The sequence below is a fragment of the Streptomyces sp. NPDC005866 genome (genome assembly GCF_040629895.1).
GTDB lineage: Bacteria > Actinomycetota > Actinomycetes > Streptomycetales > Streptomycetaceae > Streptomyces.
This window is the reverse complement of sequence record NZ_JBEXWP010000033.1, coordinates 23,485-48,949: the sequence shown is the minus strand read 5'-3', so window position 1 is coordinate 48,949 and position 25,465 is coordinate 23,485. Positions and strand designations below refer to the sequence as shown.

The window sequence follows — 25,465 nt, the reverse complement described above, 5'->3', positions numbered from 1 at the left end:
GAAGCAATACGCAATGATCTCTCTCGACGAAGCCCGGTCCCTGCTGCGCGAGTTCCCGGTCGTCGACGGCCACAACGACCTGCCCTACGCACTGCGTGAGCAGGTCCGCTACGACCTCGACGCCCGTGACATCGCCGGCCACCAGAACGCGCATCTGCACACCGACATCCCGCGTCTGCGCGAGGGCGGGGTGGGCGCGCAGTTCTGGTCGGTGTACGTCCGCTCGGACCTGCCGGGCGCGGTCCCGGCGACCCTCGAACAGATCGACTGTGTACGGCAGTTGATCGACCGTTACCCGGCCGACCTGCGGGCCGCGCTGACCGCCGCCGACATGGAGGCGGCCCGCGCCGAGGGCCGTATCGCCTCCCTCATGGGCGCGGAGGGCGGTCACTCCATCGACAACTCCCTGGGCACGTTGCGTGGCCTGTACGCCCTCGGTGTGCGCTACATGACGCTCACCCACAACGACAACAACGACTGGGCGGACTCGGCGACGGACGAGCCGAACGTCGGCGGCCTGTCCCGCTTCGGCCGCGAGGTCGTCCGGGAGATGAACCGCCTGGGCATGCTGGTGGACCTCTCCCATGTGGCCGATACGACCATGCGCGCCGCGCTCGACACCAGCACCGCCCCGGTGGTCTTCTCCCACTCCTCCTCCCGGGCCGTCTGCGACCACCCCCGCAACATCCCGGACGACATCCTCGAACGCCTCCCCGCCAACGGCGGTGTCGCGATGGTGACGTTCGTACCGAAGTTCGTGCTCCAGGCGGCGGTCGACTGGACGACGGCGGCCGACGACAACATGCGCGCGCACGGCTTCCACCACCTCGGCACCACCGAGGAGGCGATGAAGGTCCACCAGGCCTTCGAGGAGAGCCACCCCCGCCCGATCGCGACGGCCGCCACGGTCGCCGACCACCTCGACCACATGCGCGAGGCCGCCGGCATCGACCACATCGGCATCGGCGGCGACTACGACGGCACGCCCTTCACCCCCGACGGCCTCGGCGACGTCTCCGGCTACCCCAACCTGATCGCCGAGCTCCTCGACCGCGGCTGGTCCAAGCCGGACCTGGCCAAGCTCACCTGGCAGAACGCGGTCCGTGTGCTGGGCGCGGCGGAGGACGTGGCGCGGGACCTTCAGGCCACGCGCGGCCCGTCGCACGCGACCATCTCCGAGCTGGACGGCTGATCGGCGAGGGCGGGGTAGTCGGTGTAACCGTCGGGCCCGCCCACGTACATGAGATGCCGGTCCCGGACCGGGTGGAGGGGCGCGCCCAGTCGTAGCCGGGTGATCCGGAGGCGGCCGTCGACCGGGTCGTACGGATCCAGAGCTGTTCGCCGCCGGGCTGCACAGCGCGCGGATCAGGGAGCTGCTGCCCTGTATGCGGGAGGCGGGACGGCGGGCCGTCGGACGTCGCCACCCCCAGGCTGGTCGCCGACCTCACCGCCGAGCGCACCGGATCGACCGCATGAACGCCGATCTGGTGCGGTCCAGGCACATGCTGGACGAGGTCATCCGGGTGGCGAAGCCGAACTGAGCGGCCCCGGGTCCGGGCGGCCGTACCCCCGAACGCCCCATCCACCAGGAACCCTCCCGGGCGGGCGTGCGACGGTGGGCTACAGCCCCATCACGACGTAGCTCACGACGACGTACGGAGCCCGCCATGGCCGACCTCCAGGACGACATCCCCGCCACGACCGAGGTCGGCGAGGACGACGGCCTCCCGGACGACCCGTTCCCGTTGGTGTCCGGCGCCGAGTTCCTGGGGCAGGCCCATGCCCTGCTGGCCGCGCATCCGGTCGCGGACGGCTACAGCGGGCTGCCGCGGGCGCTGGGGCCGTTGCCCTGGTACGACCTGGAGCTGGGCGAGGCGGCCGTGGACACGGACGTGCCCCGGCTGCGCGAGGGGCATGTGGCCGCGCTGTTCTGGTCGCTGCACCTGCCGGAGGAGAAGCGGGGCGACCGGGCCGTGGGGGCCACACTGGAACAGCTGGACCTGGTGCGCCGGGTGGTCGAGACGCACCCGGAGGGGCTCCGGCTGGTGCGCACCGCCGGGCAGGTCATCGATGCCCGCAACTGCGGCCGCGTCGCCGTGGTGCTCGGCCCCGCCTCCGCCGCCGCCGTCGACGGCTCCCTCGGGATCCTGCGCGTCCTGAACTCCCTCGGTCTGCGCGTGCTCTCCCTGGCCGGCGCCGACTGGGCGGACCAGGAGGGGCTGACCCGGTTCGGCGAGGAAATGATCCGCGAGATGAACCGGCTCGGCGTGCTCGCCGACCTGTCCGGCGCCCCGGAGGCCGTCCTCGCCCGGGTGATCGCCCTCTCCAAGACGCCGGTCCTGTGCACCCGCTCCGCCGCCGCGGCCGTACGCCCGCACCCCGCCAACCTCTCCGACGCACTCCTCGCGCAGCTGGGCGAGCACCGGGGCCTGTGCATGGTGCCGCTGACCGCCGAGCAGACCGGGCCGGCCGTCCCGGACGTCGCCGACCACCTCGACCACGTCCGCATCGTCGCCGGCCCCGAGTGCCTCGCCCTGTCCGGCAGCTACGACTCGGGCGCCGCCCACCCCCGCGACCTCGCCGACACCTCCCGCTACCCGCACCTGATCGCCGAACTGCTGCGACGAGGCTGGTCCGAGACCGAGCTGTCCCTGCTGACCTGGGGAAACGTCCAGCGAGTCCTCCGCAGCGCCGACTTCACCGCCCGCGCAGCCCAACGCCGCCGCGAGCCCGCCCCGGCAAGGCCGGCCGACCCGGAGGGCTGAGCCCGTCCCGGCCGGCCGGCGCGGGGCGTCCGGTCAGGGGATCCGGCACAGGCAGAAGGGATGCCCGGCCGGATCGGCGTACACCTGGAAGTCCTTCTTCTCCCGGTCCTCCAGATCCAGCGGCCGCGCCCCCAGCGCCAGCACCCTCTCGTGCGCCGCGTCGACCTCCTCCCAGGTCGTCCCCGCGTCGAAGTCGAGATGGAACTGCTGGGAGTTGCGGTCGGCCCGCGGCCACTCGGGCGGTGTGTACTCCTCCGCCCGCTGGAAGCCCAGCCGCGGTCCGCCCGGTACCAGCAGCACGACCCACTCGTCGTCCTCGGCCACCGGGGTACCCCCGGCGACGGCGGCGTAGAAGGCGGCCAGCGCGTGCGGGTCGGGGCAGTCGATCACTACGTTGCGCAGACGGGCGACGATCGCCATGGGTCCTCCCTTGGTCAGCAGGCGCAGAGACAGAACGGGTGCCCCGCCGGGTCGGCGTACACCCGGAAGCTGCGCGCCCTGTCCGCCGCGTCCAGCGGCTTGGCGCCCAACTCCAGCACCCCCTTCTCGGCCGCGTCCAGATCGTCCACCACCAGATCCAGGTGGAACTGCTGCGAGTCGTCGGGCGCGGGCCACGTCGGCGGCACGAAACCGGCCGCCTTCTGGAAGGCCAGCGCCTGCCCGCCGGGCACCCGCAGATCCACCCACTCCCCGTCCCCCTCGACGCTGCCGCCCAGCACCCCGGCGTAGAAACCGGCGAGCGCGGACGGGTCGGGGCAGTCCAGGACGACGACACCGAGTTTGGCGAGAGCCATGACTTCCTCCTCGAAGTCGGAGCTACGTGTTACCTGTAGGTCCGAGTAACCAGTCACCGTTACCGCATGCTCCCGCAGTGGGAGTAACCTCGCAAGCGAATTCGGGAGGTAGCTTGCAGAGATGAGTGAGAGATCGCCCGCGCCGGGCGCCCTGGCCCTGGTCGAGGCCCTGGTGAACACGCTGGACCTCGAGTCCGGCGCCGACGCGCTCGACACGCTGGACGGCAGGGCACGCCTCGGCGTCGCGGAGGCCGAACTCCCGCCCGCCCGCGTCCTGCGCGAGTCGCTGCGCGCCACGCTCCTCGCCCACGCCGGCCACCCCCCGCACCGCGAGGTGACCCCCCTGGGAGAGTTGCTGGCCGGCGCCCCCCTCTACGTCGCTGTGGACCCGGCCGACGGCTCGGCAAGCCTCGCCCCCACCGCCGAGGGCCCGCTCCTGTCCCGTGTCGCGGCAGCGGTCGCCGGCGCTCTGGTCGAGGGCACCTGGACGCGTCTCAAGGCCTGCGAGGCCGACACCTGTCACTGGGCGTACTACGACCGCAGCCCGGCCGGACGCGGCCGCTGGTGCTCGATGCAGGTGTGCGGGGCGCGCGCGAAGATGCGCCGGTACCGGGCCAAGGACCGGTAAGGCGCAGGCAGTTCACCGGCCGCGCATGGGCCGCGTGGTGCAGAATGCGACAAGGCACCGGTTCGGCCGACTGAGCCTCGGCCGAACCGGTGTCGCCCGAACGCCCCGAGAATTATGCGGTGGGGCGCCCCATGGCGCGGTACGTCCACCCCGCCCGCCGCCAGGCCTCCGGCTCCAGAGCGTTACGCCCGTCCAGGATCACCTTCGCCGAGGCCGCCTCACCCAGCGCCGCCGGATCCAGCTCCCGGAACTCCCGCCACTCCGTCAGATGCAGCACGACATGCGCCCCCCGCACGGCGTCCAGCGCGGCCTCCGCGTAGCCCAGCGTCGGGAACAGCCGCCGGGCGTTCTCCATCCCCTTCGGGTCGTACACCGTCACCTGCCCGCCCTGCAGATGGATCTGCCCGGCGACGTTCAGCGCCGGCGAGTCCCGTACGTCGTCCGAGTCCGGCTTGAACGTCGCGCCGAGCACCGCGACCCGCTTCCCGAGGAACGACCCGCCACCCAGCGCCTCCCGGGCCATCTCGACCATCTGCCCCCGGCGCCGCATGTTGATGGAGTCGATCTCGCGCAGGAAGGTCAGCGCCTGGTCGGCGCCCAGCTCACCCGCGCGGGCCATGAACGCCCGGATGTCCTTCGGCAGGCAGCCGCCGCCGAACCCGATCCCGGCGCGCAGGAACTTCTTCCCGATCCGGTCGTCGTGCCCGATCGCCTCGGCCAGCTTGGCCACGTCACCGCCCGCCGCCTCGCACACCTCCGCCATCGCGTTGATGAAGGAGATCTTCGTGGCCAGGAAGGAGTTCGCGGACGTCTTCACCAGCTCGGCCGTCGGGAAGTCGGTCACCACGAACGGCGTGCCCTCGCCCACCGGCGTCGCGTACACCTCGCGCAGCAGCTTCTCGGCCCGCTCGCCGCCCACCCCGACCACGATCCGGTCGGGGTGCAGGGTGTCCTGGACGGCGAAGCCCTCCCGCAGGAACTCCGGGTTCCAGGCCAGCTCGGCCTCGGCACCGGCGGGCGCGTTCTCGGCGAGGTAGGCGGCCAGCCGCTCCGCCGAACCGACCGGCACGGTCGACTTGCCGACGACGAGCGCGGGCCCGGTGAGGTGCGGGGCCAGCGACGCGATCGCGGAGTCCACGTACGACATGTCACACGCGTACTCGCCATGCTTCTGGGGGGTGTTCACACAGACGAAGTGGACGTCCCCGAAGGCGCCCACCTCGGCCCAGTCGGTGGTGAAGCGCAGCCGCCCGGAGGAACCCTCGAAGCCCGCCACGTGCCTGCGCAGCAACTCGTCGAGCCCCGGCTCGTACATCGGGGTCTCGCCCCGCTCCAGCATGGCGATCTTCTCGGGTACGACGTCGAGGCCGAGCACCTCGAAGCCCAACTCCGCCATGGCCGCGGCATGCGTGGCGCCGAGATAACCGGTGCCGATCACAGTGATCTTGAGGCTCATGGATGCTCCAGCTCGGGGACGTTGGTGCTGCTGCGGGGCCGAGCATAACCGGGCCCTCTTGCGGGCAACTTTCCCGCTGTCGCGTACCTCACGTCACCGTTCCGTGGGCTGCGCCCTAAACTTTGAGTTACTTAACAGTAATTAGCGTCAGCACCACTGCGTCTGGAGTGAGAGACCTTGGCCGGATCGGCTGACTTCGACCTGTACCGCCCGTCCGATGAGCACGACATGCTCCGTGACGTCGTCCGCGCGCTGGTCGAGGCGAAGATCGCCCCGTACGCGGCCGCGGTGGACGAGGAGGCCCGCTTCCCGCAGGAGGCACTCGACGCCCTGGTCGCGGGCGACCTGCACGCCGTGCACGTCCCCGAGGAGTACGGCGGTGCCGGCGCCGACGCGCTCGCCACGGTCATCGTGATCGAGGAGGTGGCCCGCGCCTGTGTCTCCTCCTCCCTCATCCCCGCCGTGAACAAGCTGGGTTCGCTCCCGGTGATCCTGTCCGGCTCCGAGGACCTGAAGAAGAAGTACCTGGCGCCGCTGGCCAAGGGCGACGCGATGTTCTCGTACTGCCTCTCCGAGCCGGACGCGGGCTCCGACGCGGTCGGCATGAAGACCAAGGCGGTCCGCGACGGCGACCACTACGTCCTCAACGGCGTCAAGCGCTGGATCACCAACGCGGGCGTGAGCGAGTACTACACGGTGATGGCGGTCACCGACCCCGAGAAGCGCTCGAAGGGCATCTCCGCCTTCGTCGTCGAGAAGTCCGACGAGGGCGTCTCCTTCGGGGCCCCGGAGAAGAAGCTCGGCATCAAGGGCTCCCCGACCCGTGAGGTCTACTTCGACAACGTCCGCATCCCCGCCGACCGCATGATCGGCGCGGAGGGCACCGGCTTCGCGACGGCGATGAAGACCCTCGACCACACCCGCATCACCATCGCGGCCCAGGCCCTCGGTGTCGCCCAGGGCGCGCTGGACTACGCCAAGGGGTACGTCCAGGAACGCAAGCAGTTCGGCAAGCCGATCGGCGACTTCCAGGGCATCCAGTTCATGCTCGCCGACATGGCCATGAAGATCGCCGCCGCCCGCGCCCTCACCTACCAGGCCGCGGCCGCCTCCGAGCGCGGCGACGCGGACCTGACCTTCCAGGGCGCGGCGGCGAAGTGCTTCGCCTCCGACGTGGCGATGGAGGTCACCACGGACGCCGTCCAGCTGCTCGGCGGCTACGGCTACACCCGCGACTACCCGGTCGAGCGCATGATGCGCGACGCCAAGATCACCCAGATTTATGAGGGCACGAACCAAGTTCAGCGGATCGTGATGGCGCGGAACCTGCCGTAACCACCCACTGGGGAGGCCCGGCCCGAACTGGAGAACAGGCCCGGGGCTTCTTCACGTACTCGTCAGTACGCAGGATGTCGAATGGCGGTACCGGCCGGTCGGGCTTAAGAACAGAAGCACGTGGGGCCCACCCCGGGCCCCTCTCCCTCCCCTGGAGGAGCCATGACCCAGACCGGACCCATGACGGCCATGTCCCGGCAGATGCAGGAGTGCGTCAACATGTGCACGGCCACCCACACGATGTGCGAGGAGACGATGAGCTCCTGCATGTCCATGGACGGTGGCCAGGCCCACATGAGGATCATGCGCGCGCTGATGGACTGCTCCGAGACGACCCGGATGTGCGCCGACATGATGATGCGGCGCTCGCCCCTGTCGGCCGAGATGTGCGCGATGTGCGCCAAGGCCTGCGACATGTGCGCCGAGGCGTGTATGTCCATGCCGGACGACCCGCAGATGAAGCGCTGCGCGGAAGCGTGTCGCCGCTGCGCCGAGATGTGCCGCTCGATGGCGGGCGCGTCCATGTGACACCCCGCTGACCCGTTTCAAGGGCACCCCGCCGGGGTGCCCTTGATCCACACCCCGGCGTGCTTGCCCCGTGACGGACACCTTCGACACCGCCGAGCGGGCCATGTGCGTGGGCCGCGCGGCGGCCCAGGCACATGGCCCGCTCGGCGGTGCGCCCACCCCGTGGAACCACTGCTGGACACAGCGGGCGTGTCCGAGGGGACCCGGACGTCGGGCTGGTGGTGACCTCGCAGGACGCGGAGACGGTCGTTCGGATCCGACGGGATTACGGGCGGCTCGCCGCCGAGTACGGCGACAGGGAAGGGCGCCTGACCCTTCCCCATGTGGCCCTGCTCGCCGCCGGAACGGCCTAGTTGCCGCTGACGGTGACCTTCTGGTCGTTTTTCAGCTCGTCCACCAGGGTCTTGACCTTCGCCTTGTCCCAGACGAGGTTGCCGCCCGAGGAGCCGGAGACCGGCATGTTCATCGAGGTGCCGTTGCCGCCGTTGACGTCCTTCATCGCGAAGAACATCGAGCCCAGGTTCCACAGGCTCATGTCCTTGTCGACGGTGAGGGAGTCCAGGCCCGCGCCGAGGGTGGGGTAGAGCTTGAAGGGGTTGAGGATCGTCGAGGGGGTGGCCACCTGGTGGGCCAGCGCCGCCAGGAACTTCTGCTGGTTCTTGGTGCGCTGCAGGTCGGACGTGGCGAAGGCGTGCCGGGTGCGGACGAAGGCGAGGGCCTGCTCGCCGTTCATGGTCTGCTTGCCCGCCTTGAAGTCGGCGCCCGAGTACTTGTCCTTGAAGCCCTGGTCGATGTTGATCGTGACCCCGCCGACCGCGTCCACGATGTTCGCGAAGCCGGCGAAGCCGATCTCCACGTAGTGGTCTATGTGCAGCCCGGTGTTGAACTCGACCGTGCGCACGAGGAGGGTCGGGCCGTCCTCGGCGTAGGCCGCGTTGAGCTTCGTGTGCCGGCCGGTGCCCTGGTAGACCTTGCCGGACGCGGACCCCTGGTACGACGGGATCTCCACGTCCGAGTCACGGGGGAGGGAGATCAGCGTGTCGCCGTTGCCGCCGACGTGCAGGATCATCATCGAGTCCGTGCGCTGGCCCTGGGCCGACCCCGTGTGCAGCGCCTTCTTCGCCGCGTCCGACATGCCCTTGCGGCTGTCGGAACCGACGATCAGGTAGTTGGTGCCCTGGCCGGCCGCGGGACGATCGATGACCTTCGACAGGTCCACGTCCCGGTGCAGCTTGGAGTCGGCCCAGAAGTAGGTCGCGACGGATGTGACGATGAGCACGCTCACGATCGTGAGCGCCGTCCACTTGATCCGTCTGCGCCAGTTGGGAGCCGGGCGCGGTCCGCGCTCACGGGTGCCGCCGGGTCCCCCGCCGCCGTAGACCTGGCCGGTGTTGTAGCCGTTGTCGTACCCGTTGTCGTATCCGTCGCCGTAGCCATTGCCGTACGCCGGCTGCTGCGGGACGCCGGCGTAGCCGCCGCCACCCTGCTGCGGGCCGCCGTACGGCGGCGCCGACGGATCCCCGCGTCGTACCTGGCGCATCACGCGGGCGCCCTCAGGCTGCGCGTTTGCGCTACCGCGTCCGTATCGGTCGCGGCGGTTGTCGTTCGACCGTCCCTCGGGCCATTCGTTCATGCGCCCCAGTGTGCAGGCAGCGGCTGTACCTCTTACAAGGGGCGTCGGGAAATCAGGGCACCGCTGTTGCGAACCCGACACAAATTCCGCGATTGTCACTTCGGCATAAGGTAGGGGCCATGACAGACCAGGCCCCCGAGGCGGAATCCGACATTCCCGGCAAGCCGACGTCCGCTTCCCGGACCACCCTGAGTCACATCATGACCCACGCCGACACCAACCTCCTCGGCACGGTGCACGGCGGTGTGATCATGAAGCTTGTGGACGACGCGGCGGGCGCGGTCGCCGGCCGCCACTCGGGAGGCCCCGCCGTCACCGCGTCCATGGACGAGATGGCGTTCCTGGAGCCGGTGCGCGTCGGCGACCTGGTCCACGTCAAGGCGCAGGTCAACTGGACCGGCCGGACGTCCATGGAGGTGGGCGTGCGGGTCCTCGCCGAACGCTGGAACGAATCGGCCCCCGCCACCCAGGTCGGCTCGGCCTACCTGGTCTTCGCGGCGGTCGACGCCGACGGCAAGCCGCGCCGGGTGCCGCCGGTGATACCGGAGACCGACAAGGACCGCCGGCGCTACCAGGAGGCCCAGATCCGGCGGACGCACCGGCTGGCGCGCCGCCGGGAGATCAGGGAGTTGCGGGAGCGCGGTGTCGCCGGGGGCCGCGAGGAATAAGGAGGGGGTGCGGCGCTCGGCCGTGGGTCGGCTGGGGCGCCGTCGTCGCTGGTCGCGCGGTTCCCCGCGCCCCTGAGAGGGGCGCCAAGGCCGGCGCCCCGTCAGCACACCGTCTCATCGCCCCGGACCACAGCGGCCGCCCCCTGCGGCGCCGGGTCTTCGGCCCGTACCTTCTGCACATTCGAGGGGCCCTTCAAGTCCGCCCCTGCGGTCACCCGCAGCACCGGGCCCATCCCCTTCACCGCCCGCAGTTCGCTCCCCGGCAGGGCCGCCGCCAGCGACCGGGCCGAGCGGTCCCACCGTGGGTCGAAGGAGATCACCGTCCGCTTCACGTCGTGCCGGGCGGCGGTCACCGGCTGGTGGTTCGTCGCGAACCCCGCCGCGGCCAGCGCCGCGTCCATCCGCCGCGCGAGCCCCTCCGTACCCGTGCCGTTCTCCACCTGCACACGGATCCGTTCCGGCGCCACCTCCACGGTCACCGGCACCGGCCCGGGCGGCCGCTGGGCCGCCGGCGGCGCCAGCGGCTTGTCGTCGCGCAGGGACCGGAACAACTGGTCCGACTTGGCCCGGTCCCACTTCAGCGTCGAGCCGATGTCCTTCACGGCGTACCCCAGTTGCCCGATGGGGACGGTGGTGAACTCGGACGAGGACGGGGTGAAGTTCCGCATCGCCCGGCCGAGGTCCAGCAACTCGTCCGTGCCGAAGCCCATGTCGGCCCGCACGGAGCCCAGCACCGCCCGTGTCACGTCCCGGAACCTGATCGGGTTGAGCAGCACGCGCGACGACGACGCCCGCTCGATGAGCGAGGCCAGGAACCGCTGCTGCCGTTTCATCCGGCCGAGGTCGCTCGCCCCGTCGACGTGCCGGGAGCGGACGTACTGCAGGGCCCTGCCGCCGTTCAGTTTGTGAGTCCCGGGGGAGAGGTCGAGGCCGGTGTAGGAGTCCTTCAGGGGCTGGGCCGTGCAGATACGGACCCCGCCGAGCACGTCGACGGTCCGCATGAACGTGACGAAGTCCACTTCCAGATAGTGGTCGATCTTCAGATGGGTCATGTTCTCGACCGTGCGGACGGTCAACTGCGGGCCGCCCTCCGCGTAGGCCGCGTTCAGCTTGATGGGGTGGGCACTGTGCGACCGGCCCGTCGTCTCGTCGGTGTGCGACGGGACCTCGGCGTACGAGTCGCGCGGCAGGCTGACGACCGTCGCCCGCTCCCGGTCCGACGAGATGTGCACGATCATGATCGTGTCCGTGCAGTGACAGGGTGCCCCGCCCAGCCGGTACTTGCGCCGCTCCTGCTCCGTGATCTTGTCGCGGCCGTCGGTGCCGACCAGCAGGACGTTCATGCCGTGGCCCGCCTGGGGCCGGTTCTTCATGTCCTTGAACGGGTCGACCCGCGCGATGTCCGCGTCGAGACCGGCCATCACCGAGTGCCCGATCCCGGCCGACGCCAGCACCACCACCGAGAGTGTGGTCAGCGCCCGCATGGCCCAGCGCGGCCGCCGGGGCCTCACGGGTCGTACCGGCGGCCGCGGGGCCTGACGGGTGGGCTGTGGTCGTCGCTGCGGCCGGGCGGGCCGGGCAGGGGACCGGGGCGGGCTGGCGGCCAAAGGACACCTCCGGACGAGGCCGTACGTGGGATCCGTGAGCACCGTAGGCCGATACGACCTTCAGCCTGCGGCTTGGCCCCGGCGGCGCGCACCGGTGTCCCCCGTTCGCGGTAACGTGAGCCCCCTATGAACGCCAAGCCCGACGTGCGGCAACCCGCAGTTTCTGTGATCATGCCCGTCCTCAACGAGGAGCGGCATCTGCGCGGGGCCGTCCAAGCGATCCTCGCGCAGGAGTACGCCGGCGAGCTGGAGGTCGTCATCGCCCTCGGTCCGTCCACGGACCGCACGGACGAGATCGCCGCCCGGCTCGTGGCCGAGGACCCCCGCGTGCACACCGTCCCGAACCCGACCGGCCGCACCCCGGCCGCGCTGAACGCCGCGATCAAGGCCTCCCGGTATCCGATCGTGGTGCGCGTCGACGGCCACGGCATGCTCTCGCCGAACTACATCGCCACCGCCGTACGGCTGCTGGCGGAGACCGGCGCGCAGAACGTCGGCGGCATCATGCACGCGGAGGGCGAGAACGCCTGGGAGCACGCGGTCGCGGCGGCCATGACCTCGAAGATAGGCGTAGGCAACGCCGCCTTCCACACGGGTGGTGAGGCCGGTCCCGCCGAGACCGTCTACCTCGGTGTCTTCCGCCGTGAGGCGCTGGAGCAACAGGGCGGATACAACGAGGAGTTCATCCGCGCCCAGGACTGGGAGCTGAACTTCCGGATCCGGGAGGCCGGCGGCCTGATCTGGTTCTCGCCGGAGCTGAAGGTGTCGTACCGGCCGCGGCCGTCGGTGAAGGCCCTCGCCAAGCAGTACAAGGACTACGGCCGTTGGCGGCACGTCGTCGCCCGCTACCACGAGGGCTCCATCAACCTGCGCTACCTCGCCCCGCCGACCGCGGTGTGCGCGATAGCGGCCGGGATCGTCGTCGGCGCCCTGGTCACCCCGTTCGGGTTCGTGATCCCCGTCGGCTATCTCGCGGCGATCGCCGCCGGGTCCGTCCCGGCCGGCAAGGGGCTGCCGCTCAGGGCGCGGCTCCAGATCCCGCTCGCCCTCGCCACCATGCACATGTCGTGGGGCTGGGGCTTCCTGACCAGCCCCCAGTCCCTGGCGAAGCGGGTCATCGCGTCCCGCCGCCCGGCGGTGCTCAGCCCCGCGTCCGACTGAGTACCGCCCGGTGCGGGTTCACCAGGTGTAGTCCGGGTCGACGTGCATGCACGCCGTGGTGTCCGAGGCGTTCAGTGCGCTCGCCGACTCCGGGGTGGTGTCGTCGTCGGCGGTGTACTTCGTACCCGAGCGCCAGTCGGCGCCCACCACCAGCGTGACCCCGTCGACGCCCGTCGACTTCTTCACCTTCGGATCCGATCAGCAGGATGTTCAGCGGGGTCTGCCCGGCCGAGTTGGCCCGGGAGGCGGCCGCGCGGTCCTTGGAGTCCCCGATGTTCAGGGACTGCTTCTTGATCTTGCCGTCGAGGTGCTCGTAGTAGAGGTATCCGGCGGTGCCGGCGCCTGCTGTCGCGAGGGTCAGGACCGAGGCCGACCAGCGCAGCACCCGGCGGCTACGCCGCTTTGCGGTCACCGTCCGTCCCGCCTCCGCGCCGTCCGCCGCCGTGCCGGCCGCCACCGCCCTGGGGGGTCGGGGTCATGGTGTCCTCGGCCACGGCCACGTCGGACACCTCCCCCCCCCGCACATTGCCGCGCACCGACTGCCCGCCCTCCCGCTCGCACCTGCCGCCACACCCGACTCCCGGGCACCTGGGCACGGCGGCAGTGTCATGCAGTCGTTCAGGAGTTGCCTGTGCTTACCTGTGCGGACCTGTGTGTGAAGAGACCGTGCCGCCTGTCATGACCTTGTATGCGGCTACCACCGGTAGGGCGCGTACACGTCCATGCACTGCTTGGTGTCCGAGCCGTTGATGGCGTCGGAGTTGTCGGGCAGCTCACCGGCCTTCGGCGCGGACTGCTTGGGATACGTCGTCCCGTCACGCCAGTCGGCGCCGACGACGAGTGTGACCCCCGACACATCGGTGGTCTGCTTCACCTGACCGACCGGGATCCCCAGCGCCCTGGCGACCGCCTGGGCGTCACCCCGCATGTCCGCGCTCGGATACTCCACGACCGTCTTCTCCACGGACTCGGCGGCCGTCGAGGTGTCCGCCGCCGCCCTGGTGTAGCCCTTGGCGGCGAGTTCCGTGGCCACCGTCCCGGCCCGGCCGGATACCGCGGCCTCGGTGGAGGTGCCGGTGGCGTTCCGCACCAGCACCCCGAGCCGGTCGGCGGAGACGGACGGCTCCTTGGTCGCCGCGGCGGTCTCCGTGCTCTTCTTCTTCGAGCCGGAGCTCCCCGTGTCCTTGCCGTTCTTGTCGAGGGCCACGTCGTCGCGGAGCATCTGCCACACCTTCTCGGCGCTGCTGCCGTCCGGCACGACGTGGTCGGCGTTCTGCGGGTCCCGGACGTTCGGCATGGTCACGCTGGTGATGCGGTTGGTCGGCACCGACTTCAACTGCATGGCCAGGTCGTACAGGTTCTTGACCGTGACGATCTCCTCGGACACCGAGAGGGAGTGGGTGGCCGCGTCGGCGAGGTTCATCAGCCGTGGGGTGTCGGTGAAGACGTTCTCCCCCTTCAGCGTCCGGATCATCGAGTTGAGGTACATGTGCTGGGCCCGGGCCCGCATCAGGTCGCTGCCCCAGGCGTGCCGGGTGCGCAGCCACTGCAGGGCCTGCTTGCCCTGCAACTTGTGGGTGCCGGCGGACAGCTTGAGCCCGGAGCCGCCGCGCACCGCCGTCGTCGGGTGGTCCCACACGTTCTGCTTGACACACACCTCCACCCCGCCGATCGCGTCGGCCATCTTCACCACACCGGCGAAGTCGATCGTCATCCAGTGGTCGATGTAGACCCCGGTGAGGTTCTCCCAGGTGGCCAGCGTGCAGCCGGCGCCGCCGCGGGCCAGCGACTCGTTGATGATGGTGTTGGTCGCCTGGTACACCCTGCCGGTGTCCGGGTCCCTGCACTGGGGGATGTCGACGCGGGTGTCCCGGGGGATGCTCACCATCGCCGCGCTCTTGCGGTCCGCGGACAGGTGGATGAGCATCTGGACGTCGCCGAGCGGCGGGTTGCCGACGCTGTCCTTGCTGCCGCCGAGCTTCACGTTCTGGGCGGAGTTACGGCTGTCGGAGCCGACCAGCAGGATGTTCATCGGCGTCTGCCCGGCCGCATTCGGCGCGGTCCTGCGTGCCTTGGAGTCGCCGCTGCTGCGCTGGCCCTTGTGGATGTTGCCGTTGAGGTGCTGGTAGTAGAGATAACCGGCACCGGCCGTACCGAGGATCACCGCCGACAGCACGGTCGCCGACCAGCGCACCATGCGCCGTCCGCGCCCCCGCCGTCCTCCGTTCGAGCCGGCCGACCCGTTCGAGCCGTTCGAGTCGCCCTTGCGACGCCGGCCGCCGGCGCCTCCTGGCGCCTTGGATGCCTTCGGTACGAGGGACCTCGTGTCCCCGGCCGCAGGCACTTCCCCCCGCACATCGCTCCGCGTCAACTCCCTGCCCTCCCCACCCTGCGCCCCAGGCGCACCGGCCCGCCGCCGACGCCCCCCGTCGAACGCTCCACGGACCACACGGGTCCGTCCCGCGCCCGGTTAGACGCGTGACGGACCCATAGGGTTACCTGCTTATTCGCTGTGACTTGGTGTCGACCGGGGGCAACTCCCCGCTACCGTGCGCCGTTTGCCGCTACTTGGCGCAGGTCACCTTGTCCGCGGTGGTCTTGCTGTCCACGTCAGGCGCCTTTGTCGGTGTGGTGAGGGACACCCCAGGACCCTGGTAGTCCTTGCCCAGCGTCAGGGTCATCGCGGGCAGCCCCTGGGAGTTGGTGACGCTCTTGCCCGGCTTCAGCGCCGAACCGGACAGCCCCATGAGGCCGGCCAGTTCGCGTGCCTGGGCGGCCTGGTCGGGCGCGTACTCCAGCGTGGTCCTGCCGGGCGCGGCGTCCGCGTTGCCGGCGTTCTCCGACTTGAGGACGCCCTCCTCGTTCTGCAGCCAGCTGAGGGTCTCCTGGGCGCTGCCGCCCGGCGCTCCGCCGTTGAGGATCCGCACCCGCACCTCGGAGGCGTCGGACTTGGTGCCCTTCAGCCGGGCGGCCGCCGCGTCCTTGCTGGCCTGCGCCTGCTTCTTCTTGACGTCGGTGAAGGAGACGTCGCCCTTGATCGCCTGAAAGACCGCCGGGGCCTTCGACTTGTTGACCACGACGGTGACCGGGACCTTCTCGGCCGGGTTGTCGACGACCGGCACGGTGGTGAAGGTCAGGTTCTTCGGGTTGAGCTTGCCGAGCTCCAGACCGAGGTCCTTCAGCTTGCCGATGTTGTCCAGCTGGGAGTCGACGGTCAGCGCCTTGGTGCCGACATCGGCCAGCTTCAGCAGCTTGGTCGGGCTGGTGAGCGTCGAGTTGGAGCTGAGCTTGCGCATCAGCGCGCTGAGGAACTGCTGCTGAAGCTGGATCCGGCTGAGGTCACCGCCGAAGCCGACCGAGTGCCGGGTGCGCACGAAGGCCAGCGCGGTCTCGCCGGAGATGTTGTGGGTGCCCTTGGACAGCTTCAGATGCGACTGCTTGTCGTCGATGTCCTTGGCGAGGCAGACCTCGACCCCGCCGACCGCGTCGGTGAGTGTCTTGACCGCGTTGAAGTCCGCCACCATGAAGTTGTCCGGCTTGATCCCGGTCAGCTCTGTCACCGTGCGCACGGTGCAGCTGGCGGTACGGCCGTCCTGCCCGAGGCTGGTGTTGAAGCGGACGCCGGTGGTGCCCGGGATGACCTTGGTGGTGCCGTCGGTCTGCTGGGTCGGGCAGTCCGGGACGTCCACGATCAGGTCGCGCGGGATGCTCAGCGCGGTCGCGTTGGAGCGGTCCTTGGAGATGTGCAGCAGGATGTTGGTGTCGGCATGCCCGACGCTGCCCGCGTCGCCGTACCCCTCGTTGCCCGCGCCGGTGCGCTTGTCGGTGCCGATCACCAGCAGGTTGATCGCCTTGTCCTTGCTGAAGCCACCGGTACTAGCGCCGTCGTCGGAGACGGACGTGATGTTGTCGTTGAGGTGCTTCAGGTACAGATAGCCCGCGGCCGAGACGGCGATCAGGACGAAGGCCATCGACCCGCCGGTCCACAGCAGTGCCTTCTTGGCCTTCGACTTCTTCACCGGCCGCCGTGAGCGCCGCCCCGCCGGCGGCTCGGGCTCGCTCCGTCGTCTGCGCTGCCCCGGAACGCTCCGGCCCGCCGGCTCCCGCCTCCGGGGCGCGTCGGTGCGCGACGACGTCGGCCTGCGCGGTCCTGGCACCGACGACTGCGGTGCGGATGGCATCAGTCGCAGTTCGTATTCGCCGGTGTTCGGATTGAGCACCCACTGGTCTGCGGGATCGATGTTGTCCGCCCGCCCACGGCCTTGCGCGTCCACGGTTGTCCGAATCCTCCGTCGGGGCCACGCGGCGCCTTCCCCCCACCAAGGCGCTCGGTCACGGTTAACGGTGCACGACCCCAGGACAGACCTCGCGGCCGGGTGCACCGGAGCGCTCACACTATCCGCCCAGTTCAGCGTCAAGTGACGCCAGTGACAAATTCGTCCTCCCTACAACCGGGCAATCCATCTCATTTAACTGACAATGAACGGCAGGCAAGTTCGCCGCCTTGGCTGGTGCCTTACGCGCAACTGTCCTCGGCGGCGGTGTTCCCACGAAACGTGGGTGCCGGTGACTTTCCGGTAGAGGGAACGTGCTTCTGGCCCGAACGCGCGCTGTCCTTGGCCACCGGCACCGGTTCGTCGGCCCGCAGCAGCGCGAAAAGCGCGTCCGCCCTGTCCTCCACGAGCTGGTCACGATTGGAGTCGTACACATACGGCTCCCTCGGGACGGTGAGGAACTGTACATGTTCGGTGGGGATGTCCCGCAGCCCGCGTACGAGCTGGTACAAACCCCGCAGGCTGGCCAGCTCGGGATCGGTGGTGAGCGCGGAGGTCGCCGCGTCCAGCAGCGGATAGAGCTTCGCCGGGTTCAGCAGTACGTCACTGCCCCGCACCTTGTCGACGAGCGCCCCCAGGAACCGCTGCTGCCGTTCCATCCGCTCGGTGTCGCTGCCGTTCCCGAGTGACTTGCGCGCCCGTACGTACCCCAGCGCCTGCTCCCCGTCGAGGGTGACCCGGCCGGCGGGCAGCCGCAGCTTGGCGGCCTTGTCGTCGATGGGTTCCTTCAGGCAGATCTGCACCCCGTCGATCGAGTCGACCATGTCCTTGAACCCGCTGAAGTCGACGACGACGTGATGGTCGATCCGGATGTCCGTGAGCTTCTCGACGGTACGGACGGTGCAGGCCGAACCCCCGACGTCGAAGGCCGAGTTGAACAGCGTGAAGGAGGGCTCGCTGCGGCTGCCGTCGCCCCGCAGGCAGCCGGGCACGTGCACCATCAGATCCCGGGGCAGGGACACGGCGGTGGCACTGCGCCGGTCGGTGGCGAGATGCAGCAGGATCGTGGTGTCGGACCGTTCGGTTCCCGAGTCCTTGCCGTAGCGGCGGTTCACGTCGCCCGCGCGGGTGTCCGACCCGATGAGGAGGATGTTCTGGGCGCCCCGCACCAGCGCGGTGGGGCGCTCCCGCTCGTACCGGGACAGCTCGGCGGCAGCCGCTTCGTCGGGGGTGATGTTGTCACTGAGCCGGGCGTAGAGCACCCAGCCGCAGGCAAGGGTGCCGGCGGCCAGAAACCCGGCGACGAGCGCCGTACCCCGCATCCAACGCCGCCGCCGACGCCGGGCAACGCCGTCCCCGGTCGCGGTGGCCCCTCCGACGTCGGTCACTACTCAAGAGTGCCCAGGGCGGCCCCCGAAGGCGTCGGCAACTACTCCACAAGGGTGAAGGGAGCGGGTCAGGGGCGCGGGTCTGTGGCGGTGCGAAGCTGCGCCGCCCGGGTGCGAACGACCCCCGCCGGCCCAGGGCCGGCGGACGGCCTCACCGAACCGTCGCGGTGACCCGCTCACTCTCGATCCGCCTGGCGATCCCTTCCTCGCCCAGTTCCTCCAGATGCCGGCACAGCACCACCGACCCCCCGACCGCGAGCGGCGCGTACAACCCCGCGCTCAGCCCCGCCCAGGTGTCGTACCCGAGCCCCGACAGCAGCCGGGACCCCGGCCCCGTCAGATCCAACCCCGGCGCGTCCCCGAGCGCCCGCTCCACCACCTCGGCGCCGCTCATCTCCGCCCCCGCGACGATCAGCGCGGGCTCCTCCGGGTCGACGGGAGCGAACGGGGCGAACCGGTCCCCCTGGCTGGGCACCTCCACCGCGTAGTCGGCGAACCCGTCCGGCGGCTGCGGAAAACGCCCGCCCAACGGCCGGAGCGCCAGCGCGACCCGCTCACCCCGGCACGCCCGGGCCGCCTCCAGCGAGTCCGGACCGCTGACGACGATGTCCGCCACCGCCGGATCCCCGGCCACGTCCGCGATCACCCCGACCGACGAACAGGCCAGCAGCCACACCGCGGTCTGCCAGTGCGCGGGCAGCGACAGGGCCACCCGGTCACCCGGCTCCGCGCCGAGGTCGCCCTGCAGCAGATTGGCCGTCTTGGCCACCCAATTGGCGAAGGTGGCCACGGACAGTTCGACGCGTTCGCCCGTGGCGTCGTCGTAGAAGGTCACCAGGGGGCGTCCGGGATCCGCGGCGAGCGCGGAACGCAGCAGGTCGGCAGGGGTGCGATCGGTGGCGTTCACCCGGGCAAGCGTACGCGGCGCCCGGCGCCCCCACCGGCCGGCGGGGCCACCGGTTCGGCGCAATCGCTCCCGACGGACAGTCAGTTCCGCAATGGACATATATGTCTGACTATGTTCAAGATCAGGGGCATGCGTGGATTCCTGACTTCCTCGATCGGCGTCACCTGCGCGGCGGCCCTCGCCCTCCCCGCGGCCGCGCTGAACATGCCGTCCGCGGCCGCCGCACCGGCGGAACGGGCCACGGCGACCACCGGCCGTCCCGCCGAGGCCGCGGCCCTCCCCGGCAGCACCCAGTCGCTGTCCCTCGCCCCCCGCACCCGCGAGCGCGTCCTCGGCCAGGCCCCCGAACAGGGCCTGTACCGAGGCGACCTGGAGCACTTCTCGCTCGTCGGCGTCAGCTGGGACAACCCCCGAACCGAACTGCACGGCCTGGTCCAGGTCCGTACCCGCTCCGCCGCCACCGGCCACTGGTCCGGCTGGCAGGACATCGAGACGCACAACGCCGACGGCGCCGACCCCGACACCGCGGAGGCGGCCTCGGCCCATGTGCACGGCGCCACCGCGCCCCTGTGGGTGGGCGACTCGGACGGTGTCGACGTACGCGTGCGTGCCGAGCTCGACGACGATCCCGGCCCGCGCGGCAGCACCCCCACCGGCCGGCACGACCTGCTCCCCGCCGGCCTGCGCCTCGAACTCGTCGACCCCGGCGACGAGGCCCCGCCCCAGGGCCCGCCGGCCGACGTCCCCCGCACCGGCACCGAGGGCGACGCGGCGGCGGCCGTCAACACCGACCTCGCGCCCTTCGGCGCCACCGAGATCCCGGCGCTGAACCGGCAGGACACCGAAGACGAACTGCAGCAGCTCACCGGTGTCACCGACGTCCCGCGCGCGAAGCCGTACATCGGACCGCGCCCGAGGATCGTCACGCGCCGCGGCTGGGGCGCCGACGAGTCACTGCGCGAGAAGGGGTTCGTCTACACGGGGAAGGTCAAGGCGGCCTTCGTCCACCACACCGCCTCCGGCAACGGCTACAAGTGCTCCCAGGCCCCGTCCGTCGTCCGCAGTATCTACCGCTACCACGTGGTGAGCATGGGCTGGCGGGACATCGGCTACAACTTCCTCGTCGACAAGTGCGGAACCATCTACGAAGGCCGCGCCGGGGGAGTGGCGAAGGCCGTCAAGGGCGCCCACACCCTGGGGTTCAACAACAACAGCATGGGGATCGCGGTGATCGGCTCATACGGCTCGTCCAAGCCGTCCGCCGCCGCCGTGACGGCCATCGCCAAGCTCACCGCGTGGAAGCTCGGCCTCTTCGGAGCCAATCCAAAGGGAATGACATATCTGAAGTCCGGAGGTGGCAATCTCTACCCAAAGGGGAAGAACGTACGACTGAACGTGATCTCCGGCCATAGGGACGGGTTCGCCACCGAGTGTCCAGGCAAGAAGCTGTACGCCAAACTCGGCTCGGCCCGGACCAACTCCGCGCACCTTCAAGGACGCTGAGCACGGGGCCCGCGTTCAACGCCGTCGGGCAGTCGGGGGAAACCGCACACCCATGCCGCGTGGCACCACGCGGCCGCCGAAGGCGCCGTCGCACGGTCTGCATACACTGGCCGGCCGACAGAGAGTTCGGCCGGTCCCGGCAGGAAGCAGAGACGACAGGTGACAGAAGCGATCCTCCTGGTCGGCGGCAAAGGCACCCGGCTGCGCCCGCTCACGGTCCACACGCCCAAGCCGATGGTCCCGGCGGCGGGCGTGCCGTTCCTGACGCACCAGCTGGCCAGAGCCAGAGCGGCGGGCGTGGAACACATCGTCCTCGCGACGAGCTATCTGGCGGAGGTCTTCGAGCCGTACTTCGGCGACGGCGCGGCACTCGGCCTGCACATCGAGTACGTCACCGAGGAGGAACCGCTCGGCACGGGCGGCGCGATCCGCAACGTGGCCTCCCGTCTGCACTCGGGCCCCGACGACCCGGTGCTCATCTTCAACGGTGACATCCTCACGGGCCTGGACATCCGCGCCCTGGTGGCCGCGCACGAGTCGGCGTCCGCCGACGTCTCGCTCCACCTCACCAAGGTCGCGGACCCGCGCGCGTACGGCCTCGTCCCCACCGACGAGACGGGCCGCGTCCTGGCCTTCCTGGAGAAGCCGCAGACCCCCGAGGAGATCGTCACCGACCAGATCAACGCCGGGGCGTACGTCTTCCGCCGCTCGGTCATCGACACCATCCCGCAGGGCCGCCCGGTGTCGGTGGAGCGGGAGACCTTCCCGGAGCTCCTGTCGGCCGGCGCCCACCTCCAGGGCATGGTGGACTCCACCTACTGGCTGGACCTCGGCACGCCCGCGGCCTTCGTCCGAGGCTCCGCCGACCTGGTCCTCGGCCGCGCCCCCTCCCCGGCCGTCCCCGGCCGCTGCGGCGACCGCCTGATCCTTCCCACGGCACGGGTCGCGGCGGACGCGAAGCTGACGGGCGGCACGGTGGTGGGCGAGGGCGCGTTCGTGGCAGAGGGCGCGCGGGTCTTCGGCTCGACGATCCTTCCGGGCGCCGTGATCGAACCCGGCGCGGTCATCACCGACTCCCTGATCGGCAACCGCGCCCGCGTCGGCGAACGCGCGGTCCTCACGGGCACGGTGATCGGCGACGGAGCGACCGTCGGCGCCGACAACGAACTGAGGGAGGGCGTGCGGGTGTGGTGCGACGCGATGATCCCGGCGGGGGCGGTGCGGTTCTCCTCGGACCGGTAGGGGTGGCATGAGGTAGCTGTCCGGCCGAGGGCGCGGGGGCTGGTCGCGTTCACGCGGCGGAAGCCGCACATCGATACAGCCCCGCGCCCCCGAAGGGGCGCTTCAGCGCGGGTGCCGCTGTTGCGCCGGCCGACGGGGCGCGCACGTCACAACCGGCCGATGTCCCCCCGCGGCATCCGCGGCGCCCGCCGCTTCGGCACCTGCCCACTCAACAGGATCAACCGAGCCGCCCGATGCCGCTGCCCCGCGTACGGTTCGAGCAACCGCAGCATCATCTCGTCGTCGGCATGCCGGTCCCCGGCCAGCACCCACCCCACGATCCCCGGCAGATGCAGGTCCCCGACCGTCACCGCATCCGCCGCCCCATGACTGCGCTGCACGGTCTCCGCGGACGTCCAGGGCCCCACCCCCGGCACCACCTCCAACCGCGCCTGCGCGGCCTCGGCCACCATCCCCACGGCCTGCTCCAGCCGCGCGGCGACCCGCACCGCCCGCAGAATCGTCGAGGCCCGCTTGTCGTCCACGCCGGCCTTGTGCCACTCCCAGGAGGGAATCAACGCCCAGGTCCGAGGCGCCGGCATCACCCACATCGGCCGCTCGCCCACCCCCGCGGGTCCGGGCGCCCGCTCCCCGAACCGCCGCACCAGCAACCGCCAGGCCCGGTACGCCTCGTCGGTCGTGACCTTCTGCTCCAGGACCGACGGAATCAACGACTCCAGCACCAGCCCGGTCCGCGTCAGCCGCAACCCCGGCCGCCGGTGCCGGGCGGCGGCGAGGACCCGGTGCCGTGGCACGAAGAGGGCGGGCTCGTCGGCGGAACCGAGCATCTCCGGCAACTGCTCCAGCAGCCACTCGGCGCCGGGCCCCCAGGCCTCCCCGCGCACCTCACCGCCGTACGCGCGCACCCGAAGAGTGCCGGGCCCGGCGGGGGTGAGACTGGCCCGCCACACGGACCCGTCGGAGGTGGCCCGAAAGGTGGGATCCCCGGCCCCTCGCCGTAGCGGCCCCAGCACGAGCCCCAGATCAAGGTCCCCGTCGGGCTTCCAGACCCGCACCCGTCCGGGCGCGGTGGCCTGCCGAGGCACTCCGACAGCGGGTACGACGACGTGTCCACCCCGCACGGTCGTACGAGTGGGCCGCGGAGCGAACCGACCAGCCACGAAAGATCCCCGATGTAAGAAATGCCTGCTGTGGACTATGAGCCTAGGTGCAACGCGTCCCGGCAGGGGCGCAGAGAATCACCGCACCTCGACAAAGCCCCCGACCTCCCTCTCGGGCCTCTTCCGCGGCTCCTCCGCCGCCTTCCCGACAGCCACCGCTCCCATCGGATCCCACCCCTCCGGCAGCCCCAACACCTCCCGCACCACATCCCGGCAGAACATCGTCGACGAGACCCACGCCGACCCCAGTTGCTCCCCGGCCAGCGCGACCAGGAAGTTCTGCACCCCGGCACCGGCCGCGACCACGAACATCTCCCGCTCGGCCGCGTCCCGCCGCGGATCCCCGTACGTGTGCGCGCCGTCCATCACCAGACAGGGCACCACCAGATACGGCGCGTTCCGCAGTACGTCCCCCCGCCGGACCCGCTTGGCGATGGACTCCTCCGACTTGCCGTCCTTCCTCAGGTCGGCGATCCACGCGTCCCGCATCGCGTCCAGCAACCGCACGCGCGCATCCTCCGACTCCAGCAGCACGAACCGCCACGGCGTCGTGTGGTGCGGCGCCGGCGCCGTCACGGCCGCCGCGACCGCCCGCCGTACCGCCCCGGGGTCGACGGGCTCGTCGGTGAACGCCCGCACCGTCCGCCGGAGCGTCACCGCTTCCCGGATCGCCTCGGACGTGCCGAGCCGGAACATGTCACTGGCCGCGTCCCGGATCAGTGCCCGCGCGCCCTCGCTCTCGTCCTGCTCCCCGGCCTCCTCGGTCACGATGTGCGCGAGCCCGCGCACCACGGCCACCGGCAGACCCGTCGCCTTGCCCTTCACCAGGTCACCGGCGGCGGCCAGTTCGTCGGCCGTGGCGACGACCGTCGCGACCAGCGGATTGCCGTACGTGTCCACGCCCCCGCGCAGATCGTCCAGCACCTGCACTCCGGCGGCGCCGATGGTCACGTCCGTGAGCCCGGCGCGCCAGGGGCGCCCGGAGGTGTCGGTGACGACGACCCCGACGTTGACGCCGAGGGCGTCGCGCAGCCCCGCGCGGATCGCGCGGGCGGACGCGTCGGCGTCCTCGGGCAGCAACAGCACGGTCCCGGACGGGGTGTTGGAGGCGTCCACCCCCGCCGCCGCCATGACCAGCCCCTGCCGGTTCTCCACGATCCGCAGGGGCCCGCGCCGGGCCACCACCCGCACGGTCTCGGCGTCGATCGCGGCTTCCCGGTCGGTCGCCTCGACGAGCCGTCCCTCGGCCTTGGAGACGATCTTCGACGTGACGATCACCACGTCCCCGTCGGACAGCCCCGGCCCGGCCGCGGCGATCAGTTTGGCCAGGTCGTCGCCCTGCTGGACCTCGGGGATACCGGCAAGGGCCCACACCCGGTACTCGGGCACCGCGTCCTCGGTCGCGTCGCTGGTGTTGTCGGTCGCGTCGGTCATGCCCCTCGCACCTCCTCGGCGAGTGCCAGCGCTTCCCGCGCCATCTGCGCGGCCGCGTCCAGGTCCGTCATCATCAGCGGCACCGCCCGGCAGCGGATGCCGGCCGCCTCGACGCCCGCCACGCTGCCCGCGTCCACGGTGTCGACGAGCCAGCCGTCCAGCAGCCCCGAGCCGTAGTGCTCGGCGACCGCCGCCGCCGTGGACTCCACGCCCACCGCCGCGAGCACCTTGTCGGCCATCCCGCGCACCGGCGCGTCCCCGACGATGGGGGAGAGACCCACCACCGGCACCCCGGCGTTGGCGATCGCCTCCCGGATACCGGGCACCGCGAGGATCGTGCCGACGGAGACCACCGGGTTGGACGGCGGGAAGAGGATCACGTCCGCTTCGGAGATGGCTTCCAGGACGCCGGGCGCCGGCCTGGACTGCTCGGCGCCGACCGGCACCACCGCCTGGGCGGGCACCGACGCCCGCAGCCGTACCCAGTACTCCTGGAAGTGCACCGCCTTGCGCTCGCCGTCGACCTCGACGGCCACATGGGTCTCGACCCGGTCGTCGGTCATCGGGATGAGCCGCACACCCGGCTTCCAGCGGTCGCACAGCGCCTCGGTCACCGCGCTCAGCGGGTAGCCCGCGCCCAGCATCTGCGTGCGCACGATGTGCGTCGCGAAGTCCCGGTCGCCCAGTCCGAACCAGTCGGGACCCACGCCGTAGGCCGCGAGCTCCTCCTTGAGGTGGAAGGTCTCGTCGGCCCGCCCCCAGCCCTGCTCCTCGTTGATACCGCCACCGAGCGTGTACATCACCGTGTCGAGGTCCGGGCAGACCTTCAGCCCGAAGAGGTGGATGTCGTCCGCGGTGTTGCCGATGACGGTCACGTCGGCGTCCGGCACGGCCTGCTTCAGACCGCGCAGGAACCGGGCACCGCCGATACCGCCTGCCAGAACCACAATGCGCATGCGCCAAGTCTTGCAGGCGGGTCCGA

General features: G+C 71.0%; 23 protein-coding genes and 2 pseudogenes. 11 read left to right on the top strand and 14 right to left on the bottom strand.

Going from position 1 to position 25,465, the window contains the following annotated elements; genetic code table 11:
- Positions 1 to 13: 13 nt before the first annotated feature.
- A complete protein-coding gene (locus tag ABZ396_RS35595) occupies positions 14 to 1,192 on the top strand; it encodes a dipeptidase (RefSeq protein ID WP_358921273.1) in 1,179 nt (392 codons plus the stop codon).
- On the opposite strand, the pseudogene ABZ396_RS35590 reads toward ABZ396_RS35595, so the two are convergent.
- Positions 1,141 to 1,296: pseudogene (locus ABZ396_RS35590) on the bottom strand (alkene reductase); the annotation flags it as partial. The gene ABZ396_RS35595 and the pseudogene ABZ396_RS35590 sit on opposite strands and share 52 nt — an antisense overlap.
- Here ABZ396_RS35590 and ABZ396_RS35585 point away from each other — a divergent pair.
- Positions 1,297 to 1,541 (top strand): annotated as a pseudogene (locus ABZ396_RS35585) (MerR family transcriptional regulator); the annotation flags it as partial.
- A gap of 126 nt (positions 1,542 to 1,667) precedes the next feature.
- A complete protein-coding gene (locus ABZ396_RS35580) occupies positions 1,668 to 2,765 on the top strand; it encodes a dipeptidase (protein WP_358921271.1) in 1,098 nt (365 codons plus the stop codon).
- Between the two features lie 33 nt (positions 2,766 to 2,798).
- On the opposite strand, the gene ABZ396_RS35575 is transcribed toward ABZ396_RS35580, so the two are convergent.
- A complete protein-coding gene (locus tag ABZ396_RS35575) occupies positions 2,799 to 3,185 on the bottom strand; it encodes a VOC family protein (protein WP_358921269.1) in 387 nt (128 codons plus the stop codon).
- 14 nt (positions 3,186 to 3,199) lie between these two features.
- On the bottom strand, positions 3,200 to 3,559 hold the full coding sequence (locus tag ABZ396_RS35570) for a VOC family protein (protein ID WP_358921267.1): 360 nt from the start codon (positions 3,557 to 3,559) through the stop codon (positions 3,200 to 3,202).
- 121 nt (positions 3,560 to 3,680) lie between these two features.
- Between ABZ396_RS35570 and ABZ396_RS35565 the strand changes: the two genes are divergently transcribed.
- Positions 3,681 to 4,187 carry a CGNR zinc finger domain-containing protein gene (locus tag ABZ396_RS35565; RefSeq protein WP_358921265.1) on the top strand — a complete coding sequence of 169 codons (507 nt, stop codon included), beginning with the start codon at positions 3,681 to 3,683 and terminating at the stop codon, positions 4,185 to 4,187.
- A gap of 112 nt (positions 4,188 to 4,299) precedes the next feature.
- Here the strand turns inward: ABZ396_RS35565 and ABZ396_RS35560 are convergent, their stop codons facing one another.
- Positions 4,300 to 5,643, bottom strand: a complete 1,344-nt coding sequence (locus ABZ396_RS35560; RefSeq protein WP_358921264.1) for a UDP-glucose/GDP-mannose dehydrogenase family protein — start codon at positions 5,641 to 5,643, stop codon at positions 4,300 to 4,302.
- A gap of 177 nt (positions 5,644 to 5,820) precedes the next feature.
- Here ABZ396_RS35560 and ABZ396_RS35555 point away from each other — a divergent pair, with 177 nt between their 5' ends.
- The 3 genes from ABZ396_RS35555 (at position 5,821) to ABZ396_RS35545 (ending at position 7,859) form a co-directional block, all read left to right on the top strand.
- Entirely contained in the window at positions 5,821 to 6,978 is a 1,158-nt protein-coding gene (locus ABZ396_RS35555; RefSeq protein WP_358921262.1) for an acyl-CoA dehydrogenase family protein, read from the top strand.
- A gap of 162 nt (positions 6,979 to 7,140) precedes the next feature.
- Complete coding sequence (locus ABZ396_RS35550; RefSeq protein ID WP_358921260.1) at positions 7,141 to 7,506, top strand: four-helix bundle copper-binding protein; 366 nt, start codon at positions 7,141 to 7,143, stop codon at positions 7,504 to 7,506.
- Between the two features lie 218 nt (positions 7,507 to 7,724).
- Entirely contained in the window at positions 7,725 to 7,859 is a 135-nt protein-coding gene (locus tag ABZ396_RS35545) for a hypothetical protein (RefSeq protein WP_358921258.1), read from the top strand.
- Here the strand turns inward: ABZ396_RS35545 and ABZ396_RS35540 are convergent.
- Positions 7,856 to 9,139 carry an LCP family protein gene (locus ABZ396_RS35540; RefSeq protein ID WP_358921256.1) on the bottom strand — a complete coding sequence of 428 codons (1,284 nt, stop codon included), beginning with the start codon at positions 9,137 to 9,139 and terminating at the stop codon, positions 7,856 to 7,858. The genes ABZ396_RS35545 and ABZ396_RS35540 overlap by 4 nt on opposite strands.
- A 119-nt stretch (positions 9,140 to 9,258) precedes the next feature.
- Between ABZ396_RS35540 and ABZ396_RS35535 the strand changes: the two genes are divergently transcribed.
- Complete coding sequence (locus ABZ396_RS35535; RefSeq protein WP_358921255.1) at positions 9,259 to 9,807, top strand: acyl-CoA thioesterase; 549 nt, start codon at positions 9,259 to 9,261, stop codon at positions 9,805 to 9,807.
- Positions 9,808 to 9,908: 101 nt separating this feature from the next.
- On the opposite strand, the gene ABZ396_RS35530 is transcribed toward ABZ396_RS35535, so the two are convergent.
- Positions 9,909 to 11,291: an LCP family protein gene (locus ABZ396_RS35530; protein WP_358921345.1), complete on the bottom strand. Its 1,383-nt coding sequence runs from the start codon at positions 11,289 to 11,291 to the stop codon at positions 9,909 to 9,911.
- Positions 11,292 to 11,540: 249 nt separating this feature from the next.
- Here ABZ396_RS35530 and ABZ396_RS35525 point away from each other — a divergent pair, with 249 nt between their 5' ends.
- Entirely contained in the window at positions 11,541 to 12,575 is a 1,035-nt protein-coding gene (locus tag ABZ396_RS35525; protein WP_358921253.1) for a glycosyltransferase family 2 protein, read from the top strand.
- 18 nt (positions 12,576 to 12,593) lie between these two features.
- Here ABZ396_RS35525 and ABZ396_RS35520 read toward each other — a convergent pair whose 3' ends face one another.
- From ABZ396_RS35520 to ABZ396_RS35500, 5 genes are all read right to left on the bottom strand, one after another.
- Positions 12,594 to 12,761, bottom strand: a complete 168-nt coding sequence (locus tag ABZ396_RS35520; RefSeq protein ID WP_358921251.1) for a hypothetical protein — start codon at positions 12,759 to 12,761, stop codon at positions 12,594 to 12,596.
- Between the two features lie 508 nt (positions 12,762 to 13,269).
- Positions 13,270 to 14,772: an LCP family protein gene (locus ABZ396_RS35515; RefSeq protein ID WP_358921249.1), complete on the bottom strand. Its 1,503-nt coding sequence runs from the start codon at positions 14,770 to 14,772 to the stop codon at positions 13,270 to 13,272.
- 367 nt (positions 14,773 to 15,139) lie between these two features.
- Positions 15,140 to 16,849 (bottom strand): LCP family protein, encoded by a 1,710-nt coding sequence (locus ABZ396_RS35510; RefSeq protein ID WP_358921247.1) that lies wholly within the window; start codon positions 16,847 to 16,849, stop codon positions 15,140 to 15,142.
- Between the two features lie 242 nt (positions 16,850 to 17,091).
- Positions 17,092 to 18,171 carry an LCP family protein gene (locus tag ABZ396_RS35505; RefSeq protein WP_358921344.1) on the bottom strand — a complete coding sequence of 360 codons (1,080 nt, stop codon included), beginning with the start codon at positions 18,169 to 18,171 and terminating at the stop codon, positions 17,092 to 17,094.
- A gap of 217 nt (positions 18,172 to 18,388) precedes the next feature.
- On the bottom strand, positions 18,389 to 19,144 hold the full coding sequence (locus ABZ396_RS35500) for a TIGR03089 family protein (protein ID WP_358921245.1): 756 nt from the start codon (positions 19,142 to 19,144) through the stop codon (positions 18,389 to 18,391).
- A gap of 111 nt (positions 19,145 to 19,255) precedes the next feature.
- On the opposite strand from ABZ396_RS35500, the gene ABZ396_RS35495 reads away from it, so the two are divergent.
- Both ABZ396_RS35495 and ABZ396_RS35490 read left to right on the top strand, forming a co-directional pair.
- Positions 19,256 to 20,647: an N-acetylmuramoyl-L-alanine amidase gene (locus ABZ396_RS35495; RefSeq protein WP_358921243.1), complete on the top strand. Its 1,392-nt coding sequence runs from the start codon at positions 19,256 to 19,258 to the stop codon at positions 20,645 to 20,647.
- Positions 20,648 to 20,806: 159 nt separating this feature from the next.
- A complete protein-coding gene (locus ABZ396_RS35490) occupies positions 20,807 to 21,889 on the top strand; it encodes an NDP-sugar synthase (protein ID WP_358921241.1) in 1,083 nt (360 codons plus the stop codon).
- Between the two features lie 146 nt (positions 21,890 to 22,035).
- Here the strand turns inward: ABZ396_RS35490 and ABZ396_RS35485 are convergent, their stop codons facing one another.
- From ABZ396_RS35485 to cofD, 3 genes are all read right to left on the bottom strand, one after another.
- A complete protein-coding gene (locus tag ABZ396_RS35485) occupies positions 22,036 to 23,049 on the bottom strand; it encodes a DNA-3-methyladenine glycosylase 2 family protein (RefSeq protein ID WP_358921239.1) in 1,014 nt (337 codons plus the stop codon).
- A gap of 78 nt (positions 23,050 to 23,127) precedes the next feature.
- The gene (locus ABZ396_RS35480; RefSeq protein ID WP_358921237.1) at positions 23,128 to 24,483 is read right to left on the bottom strand and encodes a coenzyme F420-0:L-glutamate ligase; all 1,356 of its coding nucleotides are present in this window, start codon (positions 24,481 to 24,483) and stop codon (positions 23,128 to 23,130) included.
- On the bottom strand, positions 24,480 to 25,439 hold the full coding sequence (cofD, locus tag ABZ396_RS35475; protein ID WP_358921236.1) for a 2-phospho-L-lactate transferase: 960 nt from the start codon (positions 25,437 to 25,439) through the stop codon (positions 24,480 to 24,482). The genes ABZ396_RS35480 and cofD overlap by 4 nt, the downstream gene beginning before the upstream one ends.
- Between the last annotated feature and the right edge of the window lie 26 nt (positions 25,440 to 25,465).

Excerpts from the sequence above, each read along its gene's own strand:
- ABZ396_RS35595 (WP_358921273.1), top strand. The coding sequence starts at position 14 with ATGATCTCTCTCGACGAAGCCCGGTCCCTGCTGCGCGAGTTCCCGGTC.
- ABZ396_RS35580 (WP_358921271.1), top strand. The coding sequence starts at position 1,668 with ATGGCCGACCTCCAGGACGACATCCCCGCCACGACCGAGGTCGGCGAG.
- ABZ396_RS35575 (WP_358921269.1), bottom strand. The coding sequence starts at position 3,185 with ATGGCGATCGTCGCCCGTCTGCGCAACGTAGTGATCGACTGCCCCGAC.
- ABZ396_RS35570 (WP_358921267.1), bottom strand. The coding sequence starts at position 3,559 with ATGGCTCTCGCCAAACTCGGTGTCGTCGTCCTGGACTGCCCCGACCCG.
- ABZ396_RS35565 (WP_358921265.1), top strand. The coding sequence starts at position 3,681 with ATGAGTGAGAGATCGCCCGCGCCGGGCGCCCTGGCCCTGGTCGAGGCC.
- ABZ396_RS35560 (WP_358921264.1), bottom strand. The coding sequence starts at position 5,643 with ATGAGCCTCAAGATCACTGTGATCGGCACCGGTTATCTCGGCGCCACG.
- ABZ396_RS35550 (WP_358921260.1), top strand. The coding sequence starts at position 7,141 with ATGACCCAGACCGGACCCATGACGGCCATGTCCCGGCAGATGCAGGAG.
- ABZ396_RS35540 (WP_358921256.1), bottom strand. The coding sequence starts at position 9,139 with ATGAACGAATGGCCCGAGGGACGGTCGAACGACAACCGCCGCGACCGA.
- ABZ396_RS35535 (WP_358921255.1), top strand. The coding sequence starts at position 9,259 with ATGACAGACCAGGCCCCCGAGGCGGAATCCGACATTCCCGGCAAGCCG.
- ABZ396_RS35530 (WP_358921345.1), bottom strand. The coding sequence starts at position 11,291 with ATGCGGGCGCTGACCACACTCTCGGTGGTGGTGCTGGCGTCGGCCGGG.
- ABZ396_RS35525 (WP_358921253.1), top strand. The coding sequence starts at position 11,541 with ATGAACGCCAAGCCCGACGTGCGGCAACCCGCAGTTTCTGTGATCATG.
- ABZ396_RS35515 (WP_358921249.1), bottom strand. The coding sequence starts at position 14,772 with ATGGTGCGCTGGTCGGCGACCGTGCTGTCGGCGGTGATCCTCGGTACG.
- ABZ396_RS35505 (WP_358921344.1), bottom strand. The coding sequence starts at position 18,171 with ATGCGGGGTACGGCGCTCGTCGCCGGGTTTCTGGCCGCCGGCACCCTT.
- ABZ396_RS35495 (WP_358921243.1), top strand. The coding sequence starts at position 19,256 with ATGTTCAAGATCAGGGGCATGCGTGGATTCCTGACTTCCTCGATCGGC.
- ABZ396_RS35480 (WP_358921237.1), bottom strand. The coding sequence starts at position 24,483 with ATGACCGACGCGACCGACAACACCAGCGACGCGACCGAGGACGCGGTG.
- cofD (WP_358921236.1), bottom strand. The coding sequence starts at position 25,439 with ATGCGCATTGTGGTTCTGGCAGGCGGTATCGGCGGTGCCCGGTTCCTG.